10 protein-coding genes, 5 tRNA genes and 6 rRNA genes are annotated in these 24274 nt (G+C 41.5%); 20 read left to right on the forward strand and 1 reads right to left on the reverse strand.

Annotated features, from left to right (window positions below; translation table 11 throughout):
• The first annotated feature begins 281 nt into the window (after positions 1-281).
• The 7 genes from K5X82_12880 to K5X82_12910 all read left to right on the forward strand — a co-directional run bounded on the left by K5X82_12880 (position 282) and on the right by K5X82_12910 (position 8832).
• Positions 282-2417 (forward strand): TonB-dependent receptor, encoded by a 2136-nt coding sequence (locus K5X82_12880; GenBank protein ID QZT36173.1) that lies wholly within the window; start codon positions 282-284, stop codon positions 2415-2417.
• 107 nt (positions 2418-2524) lie between these two features.
• Complete coding sequence (locus tag K5X82_12885; protein ID QZT36174.1) at positions 2525-3196, forward strand: hypothetical protein; 672 nt, start codon at positions 2525-2527, stop codon at positions 3194-3196.
• Between the two features lie 661 nt (positions 3197-3857).
• The gene (locus K5X82_12890; protein ID QZT36175.1) at positions 3858-5474 is read left to right on the forward strand and encodes a hypothetical protein; all 1617 of its coding nucleotides are present in this window, start codon (positions 3858-3860) and stop codon (positions 5472-5474) included.
• A gap of 9 nt (positions 5475-5483) precedes the next feature.
• The gene (locus tag K5X82_12895) at positions 5484-6104 is read left to right on the forward strand and encodes a hypothetical protein (protein QZT36176.1); all 621 of its coding nucleotides are present in this window, start codon (positions 5484-5486) and stop codon (positions 6102-6104) included.
• Between the two features lie 70 nt (positions 6105-6174).
• A complete protein-coding gene (locus K5X82_12900; GenBank protein ID QZT36177.1) occupies positions 6175-7272 on the forward strand; it encodes a hypothetical protein in 1098 nt (365 codons plus the stop codon).
• Positions 7273-7732: 460 nt separating this feature from the next.
• Complete coding sequence (locus K5X82_12905; GenBank protein QZT36178.1) at positions 7733-8515, forward strand: LytTR family transcriptional regulator DNA-binding domain-containing protein; 783 nt, start codon at positions 7733-7735, stop codon at positions 8513-8515.
• 233 nt (positions 8516-8748) lie between these two features.
• Positions 8749-8832 (forward strand) — tRNA-Leu (locus K5X82_12910).
• Between the two features lie 56 nt (positions 8833-8888).
• Here the strand turns inward: K5X82_12910 and K5X82_12915 are convergent.
• Positions 8889-9410 (reverse strand): DUF2007 domain-containing protein, encoded by a 522-nt coding sequence (locus tag K5X82_12915; GenBank protein ID QZT36179.1) that lies wholly within the window; start codon positions 9408-9410, stop codon positions 8889-8891.
• A 430-nt stretch (positions 9411-9840) separates the two neighbouring features.
• Between K5X82_12915 and K5X82_12920 the strand changes: the two genes are divergently transcribed.
• The 13 genes from K5X82_12920 (at position 9841) to rrf (K5X82_12980) (ending at position 24231) form a co-directional block, all read left to right on the forward strand.
• Entirely contained in the window at positions 9841-10218 is a 378-nt protein-coding gene (locus K5X82_12920) for a response regulator (GenBank protein ID QZT36180.1), read from the forward strand.
• A gap of 103 nt (positions 10219-10321) precedes the next feature.
• Positions 10322-10759 carry a dCMP deaminase family protein gene (locus K5X82_12925; GenBank protein QZT36181.1) on the forward strand — a complete coding sequence of 146 codons (438 nt, stop codon included), beginning with the start codon at positions 10322-10324 and terminating at the stop codon, positions 10757-10759.
• A gap of 57 nt (positions 10760-10816) precedes the next feature.
• The gene (locus tag K5X82_12930) at positions 10817-12427 is read left to right on the forward strand and encodes a S41 family peptidase (GenBank protein QZT36182.1); all 1611 of its coding nucleotides are present in this window, start codon (positions 10817-10819) and stop codon (positions 12425-12427) included.
• 1475 nt (positions 12428-13902) lie between these two features.
• Positions 13903-15426, forward strand: a 16S ribosomal RNA gene (locus K5X82_12935).
• 139 nt (positions 15427-15565) lie between these two features.
• Positions 15566-15639: transfer RNA gene (locus K5X82_12940), tRNA-Ile, on the forward strand.
• A gap of 31 nt (positions 15640-15670) precedes the next feature.
• Positions 15671-15744: transfer RNA gene (locus K5X82_12945), tRNA-Ala, on the forward strand.
• 131 nt (positions 15745-15875) lie between these two features.
• A 23S ribosomal RNA gene (locus tag K5X82_12950) occupies positions 15876-18754 on the forward strand.
• Between the two features lie 128 nt (positions 18755-18882).
• Positions 18883-18993 (forward strand): 5S ribosomal RNA (gene rrf / locus K5X82_12955).
• Positions 18994-19140: 147 nt separating this feature from the next.
• Positions 19141-20664 (forward strand): 16S ribosomal RNA (locus K5X82_12960).
• 139 nt (positions 20665-20803) lie between these two features.
• Positions 20804-20877: transfer RNA gene (locus K5X82_12965), tRNA-Ile, on the forward strand.
• 31 nt (positions 20878-20908) lie between these two features.
• Positions 20909-20982: transfer RNA gene (locus K5X82_12970), tRNA-Ala, on the forward strand.
• Positions 20983-21113: 131 nt separating this feature from the next.
• A 23S ribosomal RNA gene (locus tag K5X82_12975) occupies positions 21114-23992 on the forward strand.
• Positions 23993-24120: 128 nt separating this feature from the next.
• Positions 24121-24231: ribosomal RNA gene (gene rrf / locus K5X82_12980) — 5S ribosomal RNA — on the forward strand.
• The 16S, 23S and 5S rRNA genes sit together here with 4 tRNA genes alongside, the layout of an rRNA operon.
• The last annotated feature ends 43 nt before the right edge of the window (positions 24232-24274 follow it).

Below are 24274 nucleotides of genomic sequence, written 5' to 3' on the forward strand. Positions count from 1 at the left end.
CTCCACCTATCATTTAATATTTCTTATCCCTATAATGCTATAACAACAAAAGAGATAAAATGATTTAGACCAGAAGCAACCTTAGCCATTGGTCATAATAATAATCCATTCGTCACATGGGAAAGTCATTGGTCCCAACTCTTAGTGTTATATCCTAGTGTTTTGTGTTAATGTGTTGTAAGTCATAATATTGTATTGGGCAGGAGAGTGTGGGTTTCAATAATCGAACACGCGAATCTGCCAAGATGGATACAAATATTTTGAATGATAAAGTGGACACAATGAGACTATTGATAATGATCATCCTTCTATTAATAACCTATAATGCTACTGCACAGTTGCAGGTAAAAGGCCATGTGAAAGACATAAAGGCTGATCCGATTATGGGAGCAAATGTCTACCTCAAAGGGACACTTGTTGGCACCTCTACTAATATCGATGGACTGTTCGATTTCACGATCGACATATCAACAGAGCAGACTTTGGTTGTTCGGGCTATGGGATATGAACAGAAAGAGCTAGCCATACACCCAGAACAAACCGGTATCATCATGATCATTTTAGAGCCGATGAAGATCGCCATCGATGAGGTAGTTATCACAGGAAACAGTTATAGCTATGGCGAAAACAAGGCATTGAAGAGGGTAGATGCCTTGGATGTCGTCTTACAGGGAGGATCACAAGGAGATGTGTTAAATGCATTCCAAATACTTCCCGGAGTACAAAAAGGAGGGGATGATGGTAAGCTCTATGTTCGGGGAGGAGATACCCGAGAGACCCAAATATTTATAAACGGCATGCATGTCTTGTCTCCTTATACCACTACAGCCAATAATATACCCTCAAGATCCCGTTACTCTCCTTTTCTATTCAAAGGGATGAATATGTCTCTAGGGGCATATAGTGCAGAATATGGACAAGCTCTATCATCCGTATTATCTATGGAGACGAAGGATATTACGACCAATAAACTCGGATTAAATATATCACCTCTAAGTGTCGGCGGAGGTGGAACAGCAGCTTGGAACAACGGTTCTCTATCTTCCAATATAAACTACACCAATATGTCCTTATACAACACTATGATTCCGGACAACTATGATTGGCAAAAGGATTATCAATCCTTGGCAGGAGAGTTTGAGCTAAAGACACAGCTCTCTCCTAGAACGATACACAAACTGTTTGTCAGTTATGATAACACCACCTATCAACGAGCGGTAGAAGAGCCTTTCTCTACAAACTCTCTACGTAATATAGACATGGATGGGAGTAACTATTTTATCAATTCAGTAATTGAGTCTGTTTCATCCAAAGGAACAAAGCTATTCTTAGGTACTGCCTATTCTCATTCAGCTCTCAGATATAAAAATGCGAGAGTGGCTGGAGACAACTATTCAATGCAGGGTGATGAGCTCCATCTGAAAGCAATGCTAAGAAAGAAGGTGGGGCGAGGTTATTCGATACGATTAGGTGCGGAGGCCTACCTCTTTGATAACCAAGAGACGTATGTGGATAAATCCTACATACACACCCTGGATAATCAATATTCGAACACCTTAAGTGCACTCTTTTGGGATAATAAGTTCAGGATAGTAAAGAGTCTTTATACCTCCCTTGCTTATCGTCTGGAATACACCTCTTCATTTAAAAGCTACAGCCACCTTCCAAAGGTGTCCCTACACTGGGTTACTTCTCCCTTACAATTGTCGGCAACAATAGGTCGTTACTCTCAGTTACCAAACTATACCATTCAGAATGATGTGGATCAAGAGACTGCCTTACATTATCAGCTGAGCGCAACTTATGACAAGCGATCCTTTCTATTCAAATTAGAGTTGTATAAAAAAGTGTATGATGGACTTTCGCTAAAAGAGGGACTAAACTACACCTCAAATGGATACGGCTATAGTCAAGGTATTGATCTGTTTTTGAAAGGAAAGATCTTTCGTAGAAAGATCGATTACACTTTGGCATATGGATATAATGATGCCCAGCGACAAGAGATGGAGTACCCATTAATGGCAACCCCATCCTATGCAACACGTCACAACATAAGTGGAACTGCAAAGTACTTTATCTCTCCGCTCAAGATCTATATAGGGGCTAGTTACGCTTACACCAGTGGGCGTACTTATCACAACCCGAATCGAAGTGGTTTTATGAATGCTTCGACAACTCCAATTCATAATTTGGATTTAAATATCACTGCATTAATAAGCCCAAGTATTATCCTATATGCTTACACCACCAATGTGTTAGGTAAAGAGCATGTCTATGGGTACGATTATGCCGCTACTCCTAACAATGTAGGGATATATAAGAGGAGAGCTATTGTGAATAACAGAGATCGATTCTTCTTTGTTGGACTATTCTTTTCGTTGAGGAAATCAGCAGCATATGATGTGTCTACTTTTTAGACCTACAGGATGATGAAAGGGGAAAGTACATTTCATGAGCTAGCACTTAGAATCGAACAATTACTATTATGGATAAAATGACAATTTACTAATTTAAATATTTGACAATGAAAAATCTATTATTGATTGCATGCATTATATTAGGAATATCTGGCACCTGGGCCAATGAGAAAGAGAAAAGTGAAAAAGAATCTAATGACTTTGAATATCATCTAGGAGTAGCCATAGATAGCCTATGTCATGTCCACACTCTTCAAGGTGGAGTGGCGACGTGTAATTTCTTGAAGAGGATAGAAGACCGATTCCCGAATGAATGGTTAACAACCTATTATATTGGATACTTAAATATGAAGCTATCTCTCTTTGCCGATAGCTCAATGAAGAAAGGTATGCTTGACGAGGCACAAAAGTATCTAGCGAAACTCTTAGCCTATAGACAAGTCGATCGTTCTGAACTATCTGCCCTAAATGCTTACTACTATTATGTGTTGATTGCTTCAAAACCAGAAGTAAATGGACCAAAATACTATCGCAAAGTAATAGAGGAGTGTAATAAAGCAATTCGATATAATAAGCAAAATCCTAGAGCCCATCTCATCTTATCCATGTTTCAAAATAAGATGAACGCATTCCAAGGTGGCAAACAAGAGGATTATTGTCATACATTAGAACGAGTGGAATCTCTCTTCCAAAATGCCAAAACCAAAAAGTATTATCCATCATGGGGAATGGACGACCTGAAGAGAGAGAAAACACAAAATTGTACCGCTAAAAAATAAAGTCACTATTTATTGGTCTAAAGAGATAGCTCCTTTATTTTAAACCAATGTTGCTGCAACATACACTGAGAGTGCTACACTTTATATTCCATTGCGAAGTGTTATGCATGGCTGGAAAATAATAGTTTCTATACTTCGAATCCATATTATGGCAACATGCACTGAAAGTGCTACATTTACTAGTCAAGTGCGAAGCGCTGGGTATAGGTGCAAAACACACTAGAGGGCTGTAAGTCCTCACCTCCCAGAAATATGAATTCCTTCTTAATACAACTCTTATTTTGATATAGCCAACACGATTCTTAACATATGCTATGCATTAAATCTCCTTGAATTACATCGTACATTTTAAGTGTTCATGAAAAACAAAAGCAAACCAATTGTTTTTGTTTCATTATGCAATACAAATAGAGATAAAGCTTAAAAAATGACATGTCAATATTTTTGAATTTCACTTGTTGCCAACAGCAATAGCCCAATAATATACATGTAAATCAATAAATACGATCAAAAGAGTATTGCTTTGTGCTTAGATTATTAAATGTTAATATGGGTAAAAACAGTATTTCGTATTTATATATAATATAAAATTGCATCAACATAATTTAATTATTTTTATAATGAAAAAACTAATATTTTCACTTTTTGTATTAGGGGGGGTATGATGTCATGCCAACAAGATGCAATGGAAACAACCAGTCAAACGGTAGATGTAAGTGCCTTTGAAATCTTGCCTACTATTTCTCAGGGCGAAGCACAAACCAAATTTGCTAAGATCCTTTCTAAAGCAGTCTACAACGACGAAGCTGTTCGAAGCTTTATCCAAAGAGAAGCACTGAAACAGTTCGACTGTGATTATGATATTCTTTATGGTAAAGTAAAGAATCAAGAAGTAAAAGACGGAATCACTTTCAAGCAAGCACTAGATGTATATGCAGAAGATGCCAATACATTAGATCAAATCGAAAAAAGTGCTCCGCTTATTAACATTCTATTACCTGACTTAGAATTTGCAGGTGGACTTAGTGCAGAGAAATGGGATATTTCAAATAACCGTATTGGTGTCGCTTCAGAAGTAGGAAGCATTGAAAATACCGTTTATGGTAATGGAGAAGAAGTTTACTACATTGGTAAAAATGAGATCCCAAAATTTCCTTTACTTGTAGTCAAGACAAATGAAAGAATGGTTGTTAAAATTCCAGCAACAAAATCATCTGAAGCAAAGTATGAATTTGCAGAAAATATATACAATCCTAATTATAGTAACCCAAAATCAAAAAAATGGGAAGAATGGAGAGAACGAACAATCTCTAAAGGAGGAGACACAATAAATTATTTAAAAAGAAGTCTCATATATCCTGATATTATTACAGGATACCACAGAAATAATTCTGTATGTCAACGTGATTATGCCTATTATAAGATTTCTGATTGTTCAAAGATTCAATTTCGAAAGAATAGAATTAAAGAAAAGTTGTATAAATTTCGAATTCATGGTAGTCGTTGTGCTAATATAATTAAAGATGAAGATACTACACATCCAACTACTGGAAAGATATATATCCAAAACAACGACCCTAACTTTACAAAATATACAACGAGAGGATACGAAGCATCTAACTCTACTATTAATAAGGCCATCTGGACAGATGGTGCATGGGAATTTGAATTAGTACTAAAACATAAATATCTGGATGGTACAACCTCCCAAGTAGGGTATCACTTTACTGCAAGAGGTAAAGATCTGTTTGACGTGATTACCGTGTCTAATAATAGATTAATTCCTACATGGTTTAATAGTAGTAGGAATGAATATCAAATGAGGACAAAGGATAAAAACGTAATACAAGGAAAATGGTTTAAGCCCAATGGGGATGACGGAGCATGGCTTTTTGAATGGGATATCGCTAAAGAATCAACCAACGTTGCATGGATGTTGATAGAGCAGGACAGTAGTGATCTTAAGGTAGAAGAAGATATAAAAATGACATTCACTCATCAAAAGGCATGGAATTTTGATGCAAGTATCTCAGGAAAGGTTAAAGAAATAGAATTCAATGTGTCGGGGGGATACAACAATAGCTCAGGCTCTGTTAAAGAAGTGAAAACATTACTATCACTAAATGATAATGATGATGTTATTGCGAAGGGAACAATAAATTACAACGATCCTCTCATTACAAGAAAAAAAGAGATAAAAAATAACTTGATGCCGATAAAAACTATTGAAGACGGAAATGTTGCGCATCTTATGATTTTACCAGACATAAACAACTAAATAAAATAAATGAAGAAATTACTTATTCTGTTCATCATCTTTGCTTCTTGTAAGAAAGAAGACCTTCCCAATGAGAAAGAAGATCTTCCAATGGAGATGAGGGGCGTTTATAAACTCATCGAAGCAAAAGCAGATCCAATGGATTGTTTTGATATTAACAACGATGGGATAGAATCCAATGATATTCTAGGACAGATAATCAATAGTGACGGGGGCGATGAGAACATAAAGACCAATTTAAATAATGCTAGATTATTTACATTCGTTATGCCCAAAAACATTTACATCACATTTCCTAGAACAGATATTTATTTTTCTGCATCAGAGAACACATTCTCTCGATATGTAAAGTGGAGATATAATGCCCAAAGGTATGTGCTTGATAAAAGTATATACTCCCGTATGGATAATATTAATTACGTCGACGGTTCTTGGAGTCATTTTAAATATGAAAATGAAATAATGACTGCCAAATATGAATCCAATTTCTACAACTTCAAAGAAAAGAATTTTAGAAGCATTATTGTATATGTAAAATTCAAAAAGATTGGGATTGAAAGAGATGATAAAACCTATAAAATCGCAAACGAAACCTCTCTTGTATACTCTAAAGATTATCCTAAGAGATAGTTTATACCACCTTGTAGCTCAACTCTGAGCTACAAGGTTTTTTATTAACAACAACGATCATATCTAGTCTATGAAACACCTTCTTTTTATAACGTTAGCTACCATATGTTTCAGCTGTAAGCAAACAGATAGTTTAGAACCACAAGCCAGCGAGACATTAGTGATCTATATGGCTGCGGATAATGATCTAAAAGGCAATGCGCTGTTGAACGTATATGATATGGTAGAAGGCATTAAGGAGGATCAGAAGGTGGTCGTTTTTATGGATAAAGGAGACAAAAGCTCATACCTTATGGAGCTCAACAAGAAGAATGGTACGGCTATCCACCGCCAAGTGGTTAAACAATATCCCGATCAAAACTCGGCGGATAGCCATACCCTCCATCAGGTACTTAAAGAGGTGATCGAGAGATATCCATCCCAGCAATATGGATTGATCTTATGGTCACATGGCACCTCTTGGTTTCCTGCGCCGAAACCCAAAACCAAATCATTCGGTGTAGACAAGCAATTCACCATGGAGATCCATGATCTCGCATCGGCACTGCCAACAAAATTTAAATATATTCTTTTCGATGCCTGTTTAATGGGAAGTGTAGAAGTCGCTTCAGAACTACAAAACAATACCGATTACCTCATAGCTTCTCCTACAGATATATTAACCACAGGTATGCCTTACAAAAAAATATTGCCTATCCTTCTAAACACACAACAAACAGTAGAGAAACGATTAAAAGAGGTTTGTAAAACTTATATCCGACACTACAAACAAAAAGAGGGAAAGATGCAATCGGCAAGTATCGCACTATATAATCTTAATAACATTAATATGATTCAAACTGCCATGCAACAGATCATTACCAACGATCCAAACATGAAAGTCAAGGCGGAAAAGGTGCAGAAGCTTCATAAAGATGCCGACTGTTATGATCTATTCGACATGGTACATAAGAACTATGGAGCAAATGCTGCAACGCAAATGAAGTCTGCTCTCTCAACATTTATCCTCTTCCATGACCATACAGATAAGTTTCAAGAGAATCTTTCACTTGATAATGTACATGGAATTAATTGCTATATTCCTGTAGATCCAAATACTTATTATCCAGAGTTCTACTCCAATTTGCAATGGTGTAAAATAACCCAATACAATAAAGCGATCTTCTAAACTTCAAACATTAGATTCTCTTAGGTTACTGAATTGTATCTTTAATTTATGCTAAAGCATAAGCCTACAAGGATCAACAATCTCTGAAGGATAAATAATAAAATATAATTGCAAAAAGCCATTAAGCCCCAGTGAAAACAATAATTGGGAATACTGAGCTCCAGCTCGGTTATAACTTCAATAAAAAAATTGGGTAGCAAGACAAACCAGGCTAGAGGACTTCAGTCAGCGTATTTATGTTTCTACTTCATCTATAGATGTAATTGATTACACTATTTAATGGGCATATCCTCCGTCTTGTGATGATGTAAAGAGGAGATAGAAAAAGATATCATTTTTTGATTAACTTCGTTAAGGTTATATTACAGAACGGTTTTAATAAAATATATCGATGATATCTCGTTATCTTACCTATCTTCTTCGCCCTTTTCCTTACAAGCTATTAAGTATAAGGGGCTGCATGATTGTCAGTGTCTTTATCGCCCTTTTTTTATACATATTTCAACCCTTTGGTTTTGTTAATTTCACTGGAAACAAGATACTTTTATCGATAGCCTTTGGAATAGCCACTTCTATTGGACAACTAATCTCTATCTATATTATAAAGGGGTATTTCTTAAGACGATGGGTGAAGAAATGGCTCTTTATATACGAAGTGATTAGCATTTCGTCGTTGTTACTTATTATAAGTTTCTTAAACTGGCTCTGTTTCTATCTCTTCGTTTTTCCAGTGGTATTTGATGCTACTATTGTGGCCTATGTGTTTGGAATAACATTCTGTGTCGGTTTAATACCTGTGCTTGTGTTGAATATGATTGAAAAAAACCAGCAACTAAAAAGAGAGTTGCAGTATCACATAAACCCTTCTGTAATAGAAGTAAACAAGGACTCATATGCCGGTAGGTCGATAACTTTTATCTCTCTAAATAAGAAAGATAAACCTCTAGTTATTGATGTGAATAGTCTTATCTACTTAGAAGCACTAAAGAATAATGTCAAAGTGGTCTACTTCGATAATGAAGAGGTAAAACAAAAATGGATCAGAAATACGCTATCTTCGACTCTAATGCTATTTCATGAAAACCATATTGTCCAGTGTCATCGATCTTTTGTCGTTAACTTACACCATATCGTTTCAGCAAAAGGAAATACCAATGGTTATCAACTTATTTCAAAAGCATCCAGTGATCCCATCCCTGTTTCACGTAAATATGCTGCAGATTTTCAAAAAGTATTACATTGAGCCTACACCTCCTGTTTTGACTTCATGCGATCAAAAGAACATGAAATTTAATATCTTTTGAATGACCTCTCTTGGAAGTGCATAAAATACTTTGTTTACATCAGTTGAAAATGAAATGGTTACGGTTAAATGGTCGTTTTATCTTATTTTTTTTAGAAGAATAAGTTGCAAACAACTTATTAATTCTATTATATTTGCACCGCATACATGATAACAGCATGACTGCAATATACGCCCGGGTGGCGGAATTGGTAGACGCGCTGGATTCAAAATCCAGTGGTAGTAATGCCGTGCGGGTTCGATTCCCGCCCCGGGTACAAAGCTTCTTCGATCTTTCGAAGAAGCTTTTTTTATGCCCGTATATCATCTAAGATTAACTCCTATACCTCCATCGACCACCACAATCAAAGCAACTGTAGCTCTTTCTCTTAAACATATAGATAAGTATCACTGCTGCGACAACGGTAGTAACCACACCCATAGTTATACTCCCCATCACAAAAGACATTGGTATAAGTAGACCAAATAGAAAAAGAAAGAATATAATCATTTGCCTTTGATTGCCCTCTTGTCGAATCTCTTTCGATTGACAGAAAGGACATAAGGTCGTATCTTTAGTCTTCTCTTTCGACACCACAACAAGCCTCTTCTTCTCCTCCTCTTCTTGGGGCGGTTGAAGATATCCTCCATCCACTAATATCTTAAGAGCTTCGTCGATGCACTCCTCTCTTACATCGAGCTTTATGCCCCCGATAGCATTAGAGTAGAAGTTATGTGATTGCACTGTCAATTCATCTCTCATTATTGTTGGAATACCTTCCGACTCTAGCAGGTTCTTTGCCATATGTGCATTGAGTGGCTGGTCAAAGGTGATAATTGTATGCCAATGGTTCATAAAATACCTTTTTATTACCCATTGCATCATCAAATAGAATAGCTCATTTCATGATGAAATGGGTATATGACGGGTTATACCAATTTGTTTATCTATATACTGTTAGATGATAGAATATTGGATTGTTTTTCGATAACTAATATATGTATTTTAATCGTGATGATACCAATAAACATTTGATGTAGTTCGAATAACAACCATATCACGACAACATCTAGGTATAATATCTACATTTCATCGTATCCGATGAGAATATGTCGACACTGAAACATCGACTCTACCGTGTGTTTATCAGTGCCTTGTTTTGATCTAAGAAAAAAAAACTCCAACTTTGTAGTGATACCCCCTTTCATGATGTCTTAATGGACTCTGTGATCTTTACTTATCGGTCATGGAATCATTGTTTCATTAAAGTATAAAATGAATTTTTATGAATAACCCTTGTGTTCTAGTTGCTGAAGATGTCGAGTCTAACTATATATACCTAGAGGCTTTATTGAAAAAAGTTTCCTGTGATGTAGTATGGGCCGAAAATGGGATAGTAGCTGTTGACATGATGAAGAGTGGGCTGAAAATAGATCTGATTCTAATGGATCTTCAAATGCCTAAAATGTCTGGTATCGATGCAACCAAAGAGATACGTGACCTAGGGATCCAAACTCCTATCATAATACAAACGGCATTCTCTCAAGAGAACGAGATTCATAATTTTATTGATTCTGGTGTGAGTGAGGTATTTATAAAGCCTATCAGACCTGCTCATTTCTATAAGGTCATCTCGCGTTATATTAACATTACGCCGATTTAAATTGACGTTTAATTGATATTCTCCTTTCAGGAAAATATAGTATCCTTGTATAGAAACAATTTTAATTCAGCCCCTTGGGCATTTATTATCAAAATACCAGAGTATGGATAATGTAAAGAAGCAACAACTGTTAGATCGTAGATATTTACGAATGGCGCACATCTGGGCTGAGAATTCTTATTGTAAGCGTAGGCAGGTCGGTGCCCTATTAATCAAGAATAAGATGATTATTTCTGATGGATATAATGGAACACCTTCTGGTTTCGAAAACAATTGTGAAGATGAGTTTAATAAGTCTAAACCATATGTTCTCCATGCCGAAGCCAATGCAATTACAAAAATCGCACGTACAAGTAATAGTAGTGAAGGTGCAACCATGTATGTTACCTCCTCTCCATGTATTGAATGTGCAAAATTGATTATCCAAGCTGGCATTGTTCGTGTCGTTTTCTCCGAATCTTACCGAGTGAATGATGGGGTAGAGCTACTCGAAAAAGCTGGTATTATTGTAGAGCAATTCGATGTGACCAAAGAGGCTTAGTACTCTAGATATCGCGCGCTATAACTCATTGATCCGTACTTTATACAAAATAACCATATGAAAAAAATACATCTGTTTCTTATTTTTCTTGGGGTATTTGTTATTGCTGAAATTTTTAATTTCTATTACAAAACTAAATATAGTAATACGCAATTAGCAATACCTACAACTTCAGCAAAATCCCCACTGCTCCAACCGAATAAGGTGGGCTTGATCATGAATATGATTCAGCTTAGGTATGTGGATACCGTTGACAATAAGACGTTGGAGAACGAAGTGATCCCACATATACTCGAAGAGTTAGATCCACATAGTGCCTATTTTGCGAAAGAGGACTTTAAGAATGTTAACGAAGAGATGAAAGGTAATTTCGGTGGCGTCGGAGTTCAATTCCGAATCGAAAACGATACAGTAATGATCGTTGATGTCGTCTCTGGTGGCCCTTCTCAAAAACTAGGAATTCTTGGTGGCGATCGAATCGTTACTGTCAACGACTCTACGATTGCTGGAAATGGCGTCAATAACGAAGCCGTCATGAAGCTCCTAAAAGGTGAAATAGGGACCAATGTAAAGGTGGGAATCAAACGTAAAGGACTCCCTAAGCTAATTCAATTCGATGTTACTCGTGGTGAGATACCTCTCTATAGCGTGGATGTCTCATATATGTTGAACGATACTACTGGGTACATCAAAGTGGGACGTTTTGCAGTGACTACCTATAAGGAGTTCATGAAAGGATTAAATGAACTACGCGAAGATGGTGCCAAACAATATGTTGTCGATCTTCGTGGTAATCCTGGTGGAATACTTGGTATTGTGGCAGAGATGGCGAACGAATTCCTTAAAAAAGATGATATGATCGTCTACACCAAAGGTCGTACTCAGCCAAGCCAAGAGTTTGTAGCACAAAGGAATGGTAAATTTACCGATGAAAAACTGGTGGTTCTTATCGACGAATACTCTGCTTCTGCAAGTGAAATATTTGCTGGGGCAATGCAAGATAATGATAGAGGTACTATCATTGGTCGTAGATCATTTGGTAAAGGTCTTGTTCAAGAACAAATCCCATTCAATGACGGTTCTGCACTTCGATTAACTGTCGCAAGATACTATACTCCTTCTGGTCGTTGTATCCAAAAACCTTATGACAAAGGGGTCGATGAGTACAATAAGGATATATATAACAGAATTAAACATGGTGAGCTAGAGGTGAAAGATAGTATTGCTGTGGCTGATACTATAAACTACTTCACGAAGAGTGGTCGTATCGTTCATGGTGGTGGAGGAATTATGCCAGACATCTTTGTCCCTGCCGACACAACTGGCTTCTCTAATCTATATGCCGATGTGATCTCTAAAGGATTGCTATTCAAATTTGCTTTCGATTATGCAGATGAACATCGTGCACAACTAAAGAGTGTGAAAACAGCCATGGAGATGAGACAATACTTTATCGACCATAAAGAGTTTAGTGATTTTATCGCTTATTGCAAAAAGAATAAAGTCAAGATATCCTCTAAAGACATGAAAGAGTCTGGTCGTATACTGAAAGTGCAACTCTGGGCATATACCGCTAGAAACATCTTAGGTGAAAAAGGATTCTATCCTATAATCAAAGAGCTAGACGTTACACTCGATAAAGCCATGGAGGTGATATCCGAAAAATAGAACCAATAGGATTAATAGATGAGCCGTAATTGTGCTTGATGTAATTTATTGATTATAAAGTACAAAAAGGAGGCTTACCCTCCCTTGCGGTGATATACTTTAAAAAGAGTATGTGAAAAACATACCTGAACTATATCCCTCATTCTAAATCCATATTGGCGTAATTATTAGCGATTCATCGCTTGCACAAAGAGAGACAACCCTTGAAAAAAGTGTCGTCTCTCTTTCTTTTTATCCCCCAATGAGACCATATATCCAACCCGACTCAAAAGAGGTACACCTAAAAATTACCACTAAAAATAACCCAGGCAGAGTTTAATTTACACGACCTCTTCTTTACTTTGTTGAGGGATGTAACTTATCTCTCCTGACAACATAAAAACGTTATTTTCCACCTTCTCTCCATCGATTCCATACTTAACTATGCCTTAAAAGCTACCAACCTCAGACTTAATCCATCCCTAATCCGTCTTTAACCCGTCCCTAGTACGTCCTTTGTCCATGGTTTAGCCATGATTCGTCCATGGTTCAGCCATCCAAACCCCCGAAATCGATGGACAAACCATGGACGAATCATGGCTAAACCATGGACAAAGGACGGATTAAGTATATATTAAGGACGTATTAACGACGGATTAGGTGCGAGGTTGGTCAGGGAGAGGTGTGGTTTTGGTGGCTGTTTATCTCGGGTTGGTGTTTTTGTCGTGCTGATTTTAGGGCGTGGTTGATGTGGTGTGTTTGAAATTTGATTCTGGTGTTTTTTCTCTTTGAATGGGGCTATATATATAACGGATGCATTTTTTGAGATGGGAGAGGAGTGTGGTGTGGATAGGATATGGGGTGTTGTGTGTTTTGTTTGAAAAAAGTTTTGGGCGTAACAGGTTGGTCGTAAGGGGCTGGGGGTGGAGGTCTGTTTTTTTCTAAGAAAAAACATGTTATTTTATTTGGAATAGTGGGTGAAAATGATGTTTCTTTGCATCGCATTTGAGAACAAATGCACACGTTCTACCGACATATTTACAGTGAACTGAATATTATCCCTTCCGCTGTGTGGCTCCATTGATTCTAGCGAGATGAGAAAGAGAGGACATAAGAAGCTGATAGAAAAACAGGGCATGATTAGAGGTAGGTAGGACATTGAAATTTTGACTAGAATATAAGGTGAAAAAATATTTCACTTTTCATTTGGATCTTTCAAATGAAATGAGTTATCTTTGCAGCCACGTTCTAGAAAAAAGCGGAGAGTGTTTTTTAAGTCTCAATTAAGTTGAGAAATTATTTAAGAAAACATTTGGAGTTTAAAGATAAAATCGTTTATCTTTGCAACCGCAAAAACATCGGCGCAACGGCGACGATGGATGAATAAGATACAAAGTTCTTTGAAGATATTTTTTGATAATGACAAGTACAAAAAAGCAACCGTCAATCTAATAGATTTTTGAGTTTTTGTTGAGCTAAATTAATTAACTTTTTATACAACGAAGAGTTTGATCCTGGCTCAGGATGAACGCTAGCGGGAGGCCTAACACATGCAAGTCGAGGGGTAACGGAAGTAGCTTGCTACTAGACGACGACCGGCGCACGGGTGAGTAACGCGTATGTAATCTGCCTTGTACAGGGGAATAGCCCAGAGAAATTTGGATTAATGCCCCATAGTATTACCGAGTCGCATGATTTGGTGATTAAAGCTCCGGCGGTACAAGATGAACATGCGTGACATTAGCTAGTTGGTAAGGTAACGGCTTACCAAGGCTACGATGTCTAGGGGTTCTGAGAGGATGATCCCCCACACTGGTACTGAGACACGGACCAGACTCCTACGGGAGGCAGCAGTGAGGAATATTGGTCAATGGACGCAAGTCTGAACCAGCCATCCCGCGTGAAGGATGACTGCCCTATGGGTTGTAAACTTCTTTTATATGCAAATAAACCTACTTTCGTGAAAGTAGCTGAAGGTAGCATATGAATAAACACCGGCTAACTCCGTGCCAGCAGCCGCGGTAATACGGAGGGTGTAAGCGTTATCCGGATTTATTGGGTTTAAAGGGTACGTAGGCGGTAATATAAGTCAGTGGTGAAATCCTGCAGCTCAACTGTAGAACTGCCATTGAAACTGTATTACTTGAGTATACTTGAGGTAGGCGGAATGAGTAGTGTAGCGGTGAAATGCTTAGATATTACTCAGAACACCGATTGCGAAGGCAGCTTACTAAGGTATAACTGACGCTGATGTACGAAAGCGTGGGGAGCGAACAGGATTAGATACCCTGGTAGTCCACGCCGTAAACGATGATTACTCGCTGTTGGCGATACACAGTCAGTGGCTAAGCGAAAGTTTTAAGTAATCCACCTGGGGAGTACGATCGCAAGATTGAAACTCAAAGGAATTGACGGGGGCCCGCACAAGCGGAGGAACATGTGGTTTAATTCGATGATACGCGAGGAACCTTACCTGGGCTTAAATGTACGGCGATCGGTCTAGAGATAGACTTTTCTTCGGACGACGTACAAGGTGCTGCATGGTTGTCGTCAGCTCGTGCCGTGAGGTGTCGGGTTAAGTCCCATAACGAGCGCAACCCCTATCTTTAGTTGCTAACAGGTTAAGCTGAGGACTCTAGAGAGACTGCCACCGTAAGGTGAGAGGAAGGTGGGGATGACGTCAAATCAGCACGGCCCTTATGTCCAGGGCTACACACGTGTTACAATGGTCAGTACAAAGGGCAGCTACCTGGCGACAGGATGCTAATCTCTAAAACTGGTCTCAGTTCGGATCGGAGTCTGCAACTCGACTCCGTGAAGCTGGATTCGCTAGTAATCGCGCATCAGCCATGGCGCGGTGAATACGTTCCCGGGCCTTGTACACACCGCCCGTCAAACCATGGAAGCTGGGGGTGCCTGAAGTCTGTTACCGAAAGGAGCGGCCTAGGGTAAAACTAGTGACTGGGGTTAAGTCGTAACAAGGTAGCCGTACCGGAAGGTGTGGCTGGAACACCTCCTTTCTGGAGCCGACAAGAACGGTTAAAGAAAATCGACGAGATTAGGTTGTTTTTTCTTGTCATATCAAAAAACCTTATATACCCACATAACCAAAGTGGATAGCGTTAGGCTGAAAAACTAAGGTGGTTATGTTTTAGACATAGTCCCGTAGCTCAGCTGGTTAGAGCGCTACACTGATAATGTAGAGGTCCCCAGTTCAAGTCTGGGCGGGACTACAATCGTAATATTATTTATACGAGGTTATTTGGGGGATTAGCTCAGCTGGCTAGAGCGCCTGCCTTGCACGCAGGAGGTCATCGGTTCGACTCCGATATTCTCCACACATTTATATTGATTTAGTTAGATTTAATTTGATTAGATCGGTGTATATAAGTTCTTTGACATTCTGGAAAAAAGTAATCTGTAAAAGAATACAACAGATATCGAGATTAACATTAAAGGTTAATTATAATAGAAAGTAAGTAAGGGTGTATGGTGGATGCCTAGGCTCTTAGAGGCGATGAAAGACGTGATAAGCTGCGATAAGCTTCGGGGAGGTGCAAACAACCTTTGATCCGAAGATTTCTGAATGGGGCAACCCAGCCAATTTATTGGTTATCTGACTATGTCAGAGGCAAACCCGGAGAACTGAAACATCTAAGTACCCGGAGGAAGAGAAAACAAAAGTGATTCCGTTAGTAGTGGCGATCGAACGCGGATTAGCCCAAACCAATTACGTTTCGGCGTGGTTGGGGTTGTAGGACTGCGATATGAGATTATGCGTGAAGTAGAAGTAACTGGAAAGTTACACCAGAGAGGGTGATAGTCCTGTACACGTAAGCAAATATGATCTAGCAGTATCCTGAGTAGGGCGGGGCACGTGAAACCCTGTCTGAATCTGCCAGGACCATCTGGTAAGGCTAAATACTCCTAAGAGACCGATAGAGAACCAGTACCGTGAGGGAAAGGTGAAAAGTACCCCGAACAGGGGAGTGAAATAGTACCTGAAACCATACACTTACAAGCGGTCGGAGCATCATTAGATGTGACGGCGTGCCTTTTGCATAATGAGCCTACGAGTTACTCCTCACTAGCAAGGTTAAGAGCTTAAGGCTCGGAGCCGAAGCGAAAGCAAGTCTGAATAGGGCGTCGAAGTTAGTGGGGGTAGACGCGAAACCGTGTGATCTACCCATGGGCAGGTTGAAGTCTTGGTAACACAAGATGGAGGACCGAACCAGGGAGCGTTGAAAAGCTCTTGGATGACCTGTGGGTAGGGGTGAAAGGCCAATCAAACTCGGAAATAGCTCGTACTCCCCGAAATGCATTTAGGTGCAGCCTTGGATATAGTATTGCAGAGGTAGAGCTACTGATTGGATGCGAGGGCTTCACCGCCTATCAACTCCAGACAAACTCCGAATGCTGTAATATGATTACCAGGAGTGAGGGCATGGGTGCTAAGGTCCATGTCCGAAAGGGAAAGAACCCGGACCATCAGCTAAGGTCCCCAAGTATATGTTAAGTTGAACAAACGAGGTCTGATTGCATAGACAGCTAGTATGTTGGCTTGGAAGCAGCCATTCATTTAAAGAGTGCGTAACAGCTCACTAGTCGAGCGATCGGGCATGGATAATAATCGGGCATCAAACATATCACCGAAGCTATGGATTTAATGGACTACCATTAAGTGGTAGGGGAGCATTCTGACTGCGTTGAATGTGTGCTGTGAGGCGCGCTGGAGCGGTTAGAAAAGCAAATGTAGGCATAAGTAACGATAAGGAGGGCGAGAAACCCTCCCACCGATAGACTAAGGTTTCCTGATCAACGCTAATCGGATCAGGGTTAGTCGGGACCTAAGGGGTAGCCGAACGGCGAACTCGATGGACAACGGGTTAATATTCCCGTACTTTATATAGTTGTGATGGGGCGACGGAGTGATGAAAGCACCGCGTACTGACGGAATAGTACGTTGAAGGGCGTAGGTTATGAGATGTGTAGGCAAATCCGCACGTTGAGCTGAAACCCGATAGTACCGAGAGTCTTCGGACGATTGGATAGTGTGCCTAAGGGCTTCCAAGAAAAACCTCTAAACGTAGATTATATAAACCCGTACCGCAAACCGACACAGGTAGTCAAGGAGAGAATCCTGAGGTGCTCGAGTGATTCATGGCTAAGGAACTAGGCAAAATCGATCCGTAACTTCGGGAGAAGGATCGCTCCTCGCAAGGGGAGCCGCAGTGAAAAGGCCCAGGCGACTGTTTATCAAAAACACAGGGCTTTGCTAAATCGAAAGATGATGTATAAGGCCTGACACCTGCCCGGTGCCGGAAGGTTAAGTGGGGGCGTTATCTTCGGAGAAGCGCTGAAATGAAGCCCCGGTAAACGGCGGCCGTAACTATAACGGTCCTAAGGTAGCGAAATTCCTTGTCGGGTAAGTTCCGACCTGCACGAATGGTGCAACGATCTGGGCACTGTCTCAGCCATGAGCTCGGTGAAATTGAAGTATCGGTGAAGATGCCGATTACCCGCAACGGGACGGAAAGACCCCGTGAACCTTTACTGCAACTTCACATTGATTTTGGGCAAGTAATGTGTAGGATAGGTCGGAGACAATGAAATGGCGTCGCTAGGCGTTGTGGAGTCGTCCTTGAAATACGACCCTTTGCTTGTTTGAAACCTAACTCAGCAATGAGGACATTGTGTGGTGGGTAGTTTGACTGGGGTGGTCGCCTCCAAAAGAGTAACGGAGGCTTCTAAAGGTACCCTCAAGACGATTGGTAACCGTCTGTAGAGTGTAATGGCACAAGGGTGCTTGACTGTGAGACCAACACGTCGATCAGGTACGAAAGTAGAGCATAGTGATCCGGTGGTTCCGTATGGAAGGGCCATCGCTCAAAGGATAAAAGGTACTCCGGGGATAACAGGCTGATCGCTCCCAAGAGCTCATATCGACGGAGCGGTTTGGCACCTCGATGTCGGCTCGTCACATCCTGGGGCTGGAGAAGGTCCCAAGGGTTGGGCTGTTCGCCCATTAAAGTGGCACGCGAGCTGGGTTCAGAACGTCGTGAGACAGTTCGGTCCCTATCTGTTGTGGGCGCAGGAAACTTGAGAGAAGCTGCTGCTAGTACGAGAGGACCGCGGTGGACAAACCTCTGGTGTATCAGTTGTGCCGCCAGGTGCATTGCTGAGTAGCTACGTTTGGAAGAGATAAGTGCTGAAAGCATCTAAGCACGAAGCTCCACTCAAGATGAGGTTTCCTTAGAGGGTCGTTGGAGACTACGACGTTGATAGGCTGCAGGTGTAAAGGTTGTGAGACCAAAGCCGAGCAGTACTAATTACCCGAAACTTTCATTAGAACAAAAGATTAGTTGTATTTAGATTACTTTTTCCAGGAGCATGTCAAAAAGATATATTGAACTATGTATGCTGATAATGTTAGATTATAACATTTAAGTCAGATATAAATAACCGTATTTAGAATTTAAGGTGGTTATTGCATAGGGGTTCCACCTCTTCCCATTCCGAACAGAGAAGTTAAGCCCTACCGCGCCGATGGTACTGCAGAGATGTGGGAGAGTAGGTCGCCGCCGTTTTAGTAAAAGATCAATTCACTAGAGTTGATTTTTTTATGAACTAAACGTTCTTTGAAGATTTTTTTTGATAATGACAAGTACAAAAAAGCAACCGTCAATCTAATAGATTTTTGAGTTTTTGTTGAGCTAAATTAATTAACTTTTTATACAACGAAGAGTTTGATCCTGGCTCAGGATGAACGCTAGCGGGAGGCCTAACACATGCAAGTCGAGGGGTAACGGAGGTAGCTTGCTACCAGACGACGACCGGCGCACGGGTGAGTAACGCGTATGTAATCTGCCTTGTACAGGGGAATAGCCCAGAGAAATTTGGATTAATGCCCCATAGTATTATTGAGTCGCATGACTTGGTGATTAAAGCTCCGGCGGTACAAGATGAACATGCGTGACATTAGCTAGTTGGTAAGGTAACGGCTTACCAAGGCTACGATGTCTAGGGGTTCTGAGAGGATGATCCCCCACACTGGTACTGAGACACGGACCAGACTCCTACGGGAGGCAGCAGTGAGGAATATTGGTCAATGGACGCAAGTCTGAACCAGCCATCCCGCGTGAAGGATGACTGCCCTATGGGTTGTAAACTTCTTTTATATGCAAATAAACCTACTTTCGTGAAAGTAGCTGAAGGTAGCATATGAATAAACACCGGCTAACTCCGTGCCAGCAGCCGCGGTAATACGGAGGGTGTAAGCGTTATCCGGATTTATTGGGTTTAAAGGGTACGTAGGCGGTAATATAAGTCAGTGGTGAAATCCTGCAGCTCAACTGTAGAACTGCCATTGAAACTGTATTACTTGAGTATACTTGAGGTAGGCGGAATGAGTAGTGTAGCGGTGAAATGCTTAGATATTACTCAGAACACCGATTGCGAAGGCAGCTTACTAAGGTATAACTGACGCTGATGTACGAAAGCGTGGGGAGCGAACAGGATTAGATACCCTGGTAGTCCACGCCGTAAACGATGATTACTCGCTGTTGGCGATACACAGTCAGTGGCTAAGCGAAAGTTTTAAGTAATCCACCTGGGGAGTACGATCGCAAGATTGAAACTCAAAGGAATTGACGGGGGCCCGCACAAGCGGAGGAACATGTGGTTTAATTCGATGATACGCGAGGAACCTTACCTGGGCTTAAATGTACGGCGATCGGTCTAGAGATAGACTTTTCTTCGGACGACGTACAAGGTGCTGCATGGTTGTCGTCAGCTCGTGCCGTGAGGTGTCGGGTTAAGTCCCATAACGAGCGCAACCCCTATCTTTAGTTGCTAACAGGTTAAGCTGAGGACTCTAGAGAGACTGCCACCGTAAGGTGAGAGGAAGGTGGGGATGACGTCAAATCAGCACGGCCCTTATGTCCAGGGCTACACACGTGTTACAATGGTCAGTACAAAGGGCAGCTACCTGGCGACAGGATGCTAATCTCTAAAACTGGTCTCAGTTCGGATCGGAGTCTGCAACTCGACTCCGTGAAGCTGGATTCGCTAGTAATCGCGCATCAGCCATGGCGCGGTGAATACGTTCCCGGGCCTTGTACACACCGCCCGTCAAACCATGGAAGCTGGGGGTGCCTGAAGTCTGTTACCGAAAGGAGCGGCCTAGGGTAAAACTAGTGACTGGGGTTAAGTCGTAACAAGGTAGCCGTACCGGAAGGTGTGGCTGGAACACCTCCTTTCTGGAGCCGACAAGAACGGTTAAAGAAAATCGACGAGATTAGGTTGTTTTTTCTTGTCATATCAAAAAACCTTATATACCCACATAACCAAAGTGGATAGCGTTAGGCTGAAAAACTAAGGTGGTTATGTTTTAAACATAGTCCCGTAGCTCAGCTGGTTAGAGCGCTACACTGATAATGTAGAGGTCCCCAGTTCAAGTCTGGGCGGGACTACAATCGTAATATTATTTATACGAGGTTATTTGGGGGATTAGCTCAGCTGGCTAGAGCGCCTGCCTTGCACGCAGGAGGTCATCGGTTCGACTCCGATATTCTCCACACATTTATATTGATTTAGTTAGATTTAATTTGATTAGATCGGTGTATATAAGTTCTTTGACATTCTGGAAAAAAGTAATCTGTAAAAGAATACAACAGATATCGAGATTAACATTAAAGGTTAATTATAATAGAAAGTAAGTAAGGGTGTATGGTGGATGCCTAGGCTCTTAGAGGCGATGAAAGACGTGATAAGCTGCGATAAGCTTCGGGGAGGTGCAAACAACCTTTGATCCGAAGATTTCTGAATGGGGCAACCCAGCCAATTTATTGGTTATCTGACTATGTCAGAGGCAAACCCGGAGAACTGAAACATCTAAGTACCCGGAGGAAGAGAAAACAAAAGTGATTCCGTTAGTAGTGGCGATCGAACGCGGATTAGCCCAAACCAATGACGTTTCGGCGTTGTTGGGGTTGTAGGACTGCGATATGAGATTATGCGTGAAGTAGAAGTAACTGGAAAGTTACACCAGAGAGGGTGATAGTCCTGTACACGTAAGCAAATATGATCTAGCAGTATCCTGAGTAGGGCGGGGCACGTGAAACCCTGTCTGAATCTGCCAGGACCATCTGGTAAGGCTAAATACTCCTAAGAGACCGATAGAGAACCAGTACCGTGAGGGAAAGGTGAAAAGTACCCCGAACAGGGGAGTGAAATAGTACCTGAAACCATACACTTACAAGCGGTCGGAGCATCATTAGATGTGACGGCGTGCCTTTTGCATAATGAGCCTACGAGTTACTCCTCACTAGCAAGGTTAAGAGCTTAAGGCTCGGAGCCGAAGCGAAAGCAAGTCTGAATAGGGCGTCGAAGTTAGTGGGGGTAGACGCGAAACCGTGTGATCTACCCATGGGCAGGTTGAAGTCTTGGTAACACAAGATGGAGGACCGAACCAGGGAGCGTTGAAAAGCTCTTGGATGACCTGTGGGTAGGGGTGAAAGGCCAATCAAACTCGGAAATAGCTCGTACTCCCCGAAATGCATTTAGGTGCAGCCTTGGATATAGTATTGCAGAGGTAGAGCTACTGATTGGATGCGAGGGCTTCACCGCCTATCAACTCCAGACAAACTCCGAATGCTGTAATATGATTACCAGGAGTGAGGGCATGGGTGCTAAGGTCCATGTCCGAAAGGGAAAGAACCCGGACCATCAGCTAAGGTCCCCAAGTATATGTTAAGTTGAACAAACGAGGTCTGATTGCATAGACAGCTAGTATGTTGGCTTGGAAGCAGCCATTCATTTAAAGAGTGCGTAACAGCTCACTAGTCGAGCGATCGGGCATGGATAATAATCGGGCATTAAACATATCACCGAAGCTATGGATTTAATGGACTACCATTAAGTGGTAGGGGAGCATTCTGACTGCGTTGAATGTGCACTGTGAGGTGCGCTGGAGCGGTTAGAAAAGCAAATGTAGGCATAAGTAACGATAAGGAGGGCGAGAAACCCTCCCACCGATAGACTAAGGTTTCCTGATCAACGCTAATCGGATCAGGGTTAGTCGGGACCTAAGGGGTAGCCGAACGGCGAACTCGATGGACAACGGGTTAATATTCCCGTACTTTATATAGTTGTGATGGGGCGACGGAGTGATGAAAGCACCGCGTACTGACGGAATAGTACGTTGAAGGGCGTAGGTTATGAGATGTGTAGGCAAATCCGCACGTTGAGCTGAAACCTGATAGTACCGAGAGTCTTCGGACGATTGGATAGTGTGCCTAAGGGCTTCCAAGAAAAACCTCTAAACGTAGATTATATAAACCCGTACCGCAAACCGACACAGGTAGTCAAGGAGAGAATCCTGAGGTGCTCGAGTGATTCATGGCTAAGGAACTAGGCAAAATCGATCCGTAACTTCGGGAGAAGGATCGCTCCTCGCAAGGGGAGCCGCAGTGAAAAGGCCCAGGCGACTGTTTATCAAAAACACAGGGCTTTGCTAAATCGAAAGATGATGTATAAGGCCTGACACCTGCCCGGTGCCGGAAGGTTAAGTGGGGGCGTTATCTTCGGAGAAGCGCTGAAATGAAGCCCCGGTAAACGGCGGCCGTAACTATAACGGTCCTAAGGTAGCGAAATTCCTTGTCGGGTAAGTTCCGACCTGCACGAATGGTGCAACGATCTGGGCACTGTCTCAGCCATGAGCTCGGTGAAATTGAAGTATCGGTGAAGATGCCGATTACCCGCAACGGGACGGAAAGACCCCGTGAACCTTTACTGCAACTTCACATTGATTTTGGGCAAGTAATGTGTAGGATAGGTCGGAGACAATGAAATGGCGTCGCTAGGCGTTGTGGAGTCGTCCTTGAAATACGACCCTTTGCTTGTTTGAAACCTAACTCAGCAATGAGGACATTGTGTGGTGGGTAGTTTGACTGGGGTGGTCGCCTCCAAAAGAGTAACGGAGGCTTCTAAAGGTACCCTCAAGACGATTGGTAACCGTCTGTAGAGTGTAATGGCACAAGGGTGCTTGACTGTGAGACCAACACGTCGATCAGGTACGAAAGTAGAGCATAGTGATCCGGTGGTTCCGTATGGAAGGGCCATCGCTCAAAGGATAAAAGGTACTCCGGGGATAACAGGCTGATCGCTCCCAAGAGCTCATATCGACGGAGCGGTTTGGCACCTCGATGTCGGCTCGTCACATCCTGGGGCTGGAGAAGGTCCCAAGGGTTGGGCTGTTCGCCCATTAAAGTGGCACGCGAGCTGGGTTCAGAACGTCGTGAGACAGTTCGGTCCCTATCTGTTGTGGGCGCAGGAAACTTGAGAGAAGCTGCTGCTAGTACGAGAGGACCGCGGTGGACAAACCTCTGGTGTATCAGTTGTGCCGCCAGGTGCATTGCTGAGTAGCTACGTTTGGAAGAGATAAGTGCTGAAAGCATCTAAGCACGAAGCTCCACTCAAGATGAGGTTTCCTTAGAGGGTCGTTGGAGACTACGACGTTGATAGGCTGCAGGTGTAAAGGTTGTGAGACCAAAGCCGAGCAGTACTAATTACCCGAAACTTTCATTAGAATAAAAGATTAGTTGTATTTAGATTACTTTTTCCAGGAGCATGTCAAAAGATATATTGAACTATGTATGCTGATATATGTTATATTATAACATTTAAGTCAGATATAAATAACCGTATTTAGAATTTAAGGTGGTTATTGCATAGGGGTTCCACCTCTTCCCATTCCGAACAGAGAAGTTAAGCCCTACCGCGCCGATGGTACTGCAGAGATGTGGGAGAGTAGGTCGCCGCCGTTTTACAGAGAACCGATTCTTATTAAAGAGTCGGTTTTTTTGCGTC

It is taken from the genome of Prolixibacteraceae bacterium (genome assembly GCA_019856515.1).
Classification (GTDB): Bacteria; Bacteroidota; Bacteroidia; order Bacteroidales; family Prolixibacteraceae; genus Halosquirtibacter; species Halosquirtibacter xylanolyticus.

What these genes read in the sequence shown, in the direction of transcription:
- K5X82_12885 (QZT36174.1), top strand. Translation starts at nt 2,525, where the DNA reads ATGAAAAATCTATTATTGATTGCATGCATTATATTAGGAATATCTGGC.
- K5X82_12920 (QZT36180.1), top strand. Translation starts at nt 9,841, where the DNA reads ATGAATAACCCTTGTGTTCTAGTTGCTGAAGATGTCGAGTCTAACTAT.
- K5X82_12890 (QZT36175.1), top strand. Translation starts at nt 3,858, where the DNA reads ATGATGTCATGCCAACAAGATGCAATGGAAACAACCAGTCAAACGGTA.
- K5X82_12880 (QZT36173.1), top strand. Translation starts at nt 282, where the DNA reads ATGAGACTATTGATAATGATCATCCTTCTATTAATAACCTATAATGCT.
- K5X82_12915 (QZT36179.1), bottom strand. Translation starts at nt 9,410, where the DNA reads ATGAACCATTGGCATACAATTATCACCTTTGACCAGCCACTCAATGCA.
- K5X82_12930 (QZT36182.1), top strand. Translation starts at nt 10,817, where the DNA reads ATGAAAAAAATACATCTGTTTCTTATTTTTCTTGGGGTATTTGTTATT.
- K5X82_12900 (QZT36177.1), top strand. Translation starts at nt 6,175, where the DNA reads ATGAAACACCTTCTTTTTATAACGTTAGCTACCATATGTTTCAGCTGT.
- K5X82_12905 (QZT36178.1), top strand. Translation starts at nt 7,733, where the DNA reads ATGATTGTCAGTGTCTTTATCGCCCTTTTTTTATACATATTTCAACCC.
- K5X82_12925 (QZT36181.1), top strand. Translation starts at nt 10,322, where the DNA reads ATGGATAATGTAAAGAAGCAACAACTGTTAGATCGTAGATATTTACGA.
- K5X82_12895 (QZT36176.1), top strand. Translation starts at nt 5,484, where the DNA reads ATGAAGAAATTACTTATTCTGTTCATCATCTTTGCTTCTTGTAAGAAA.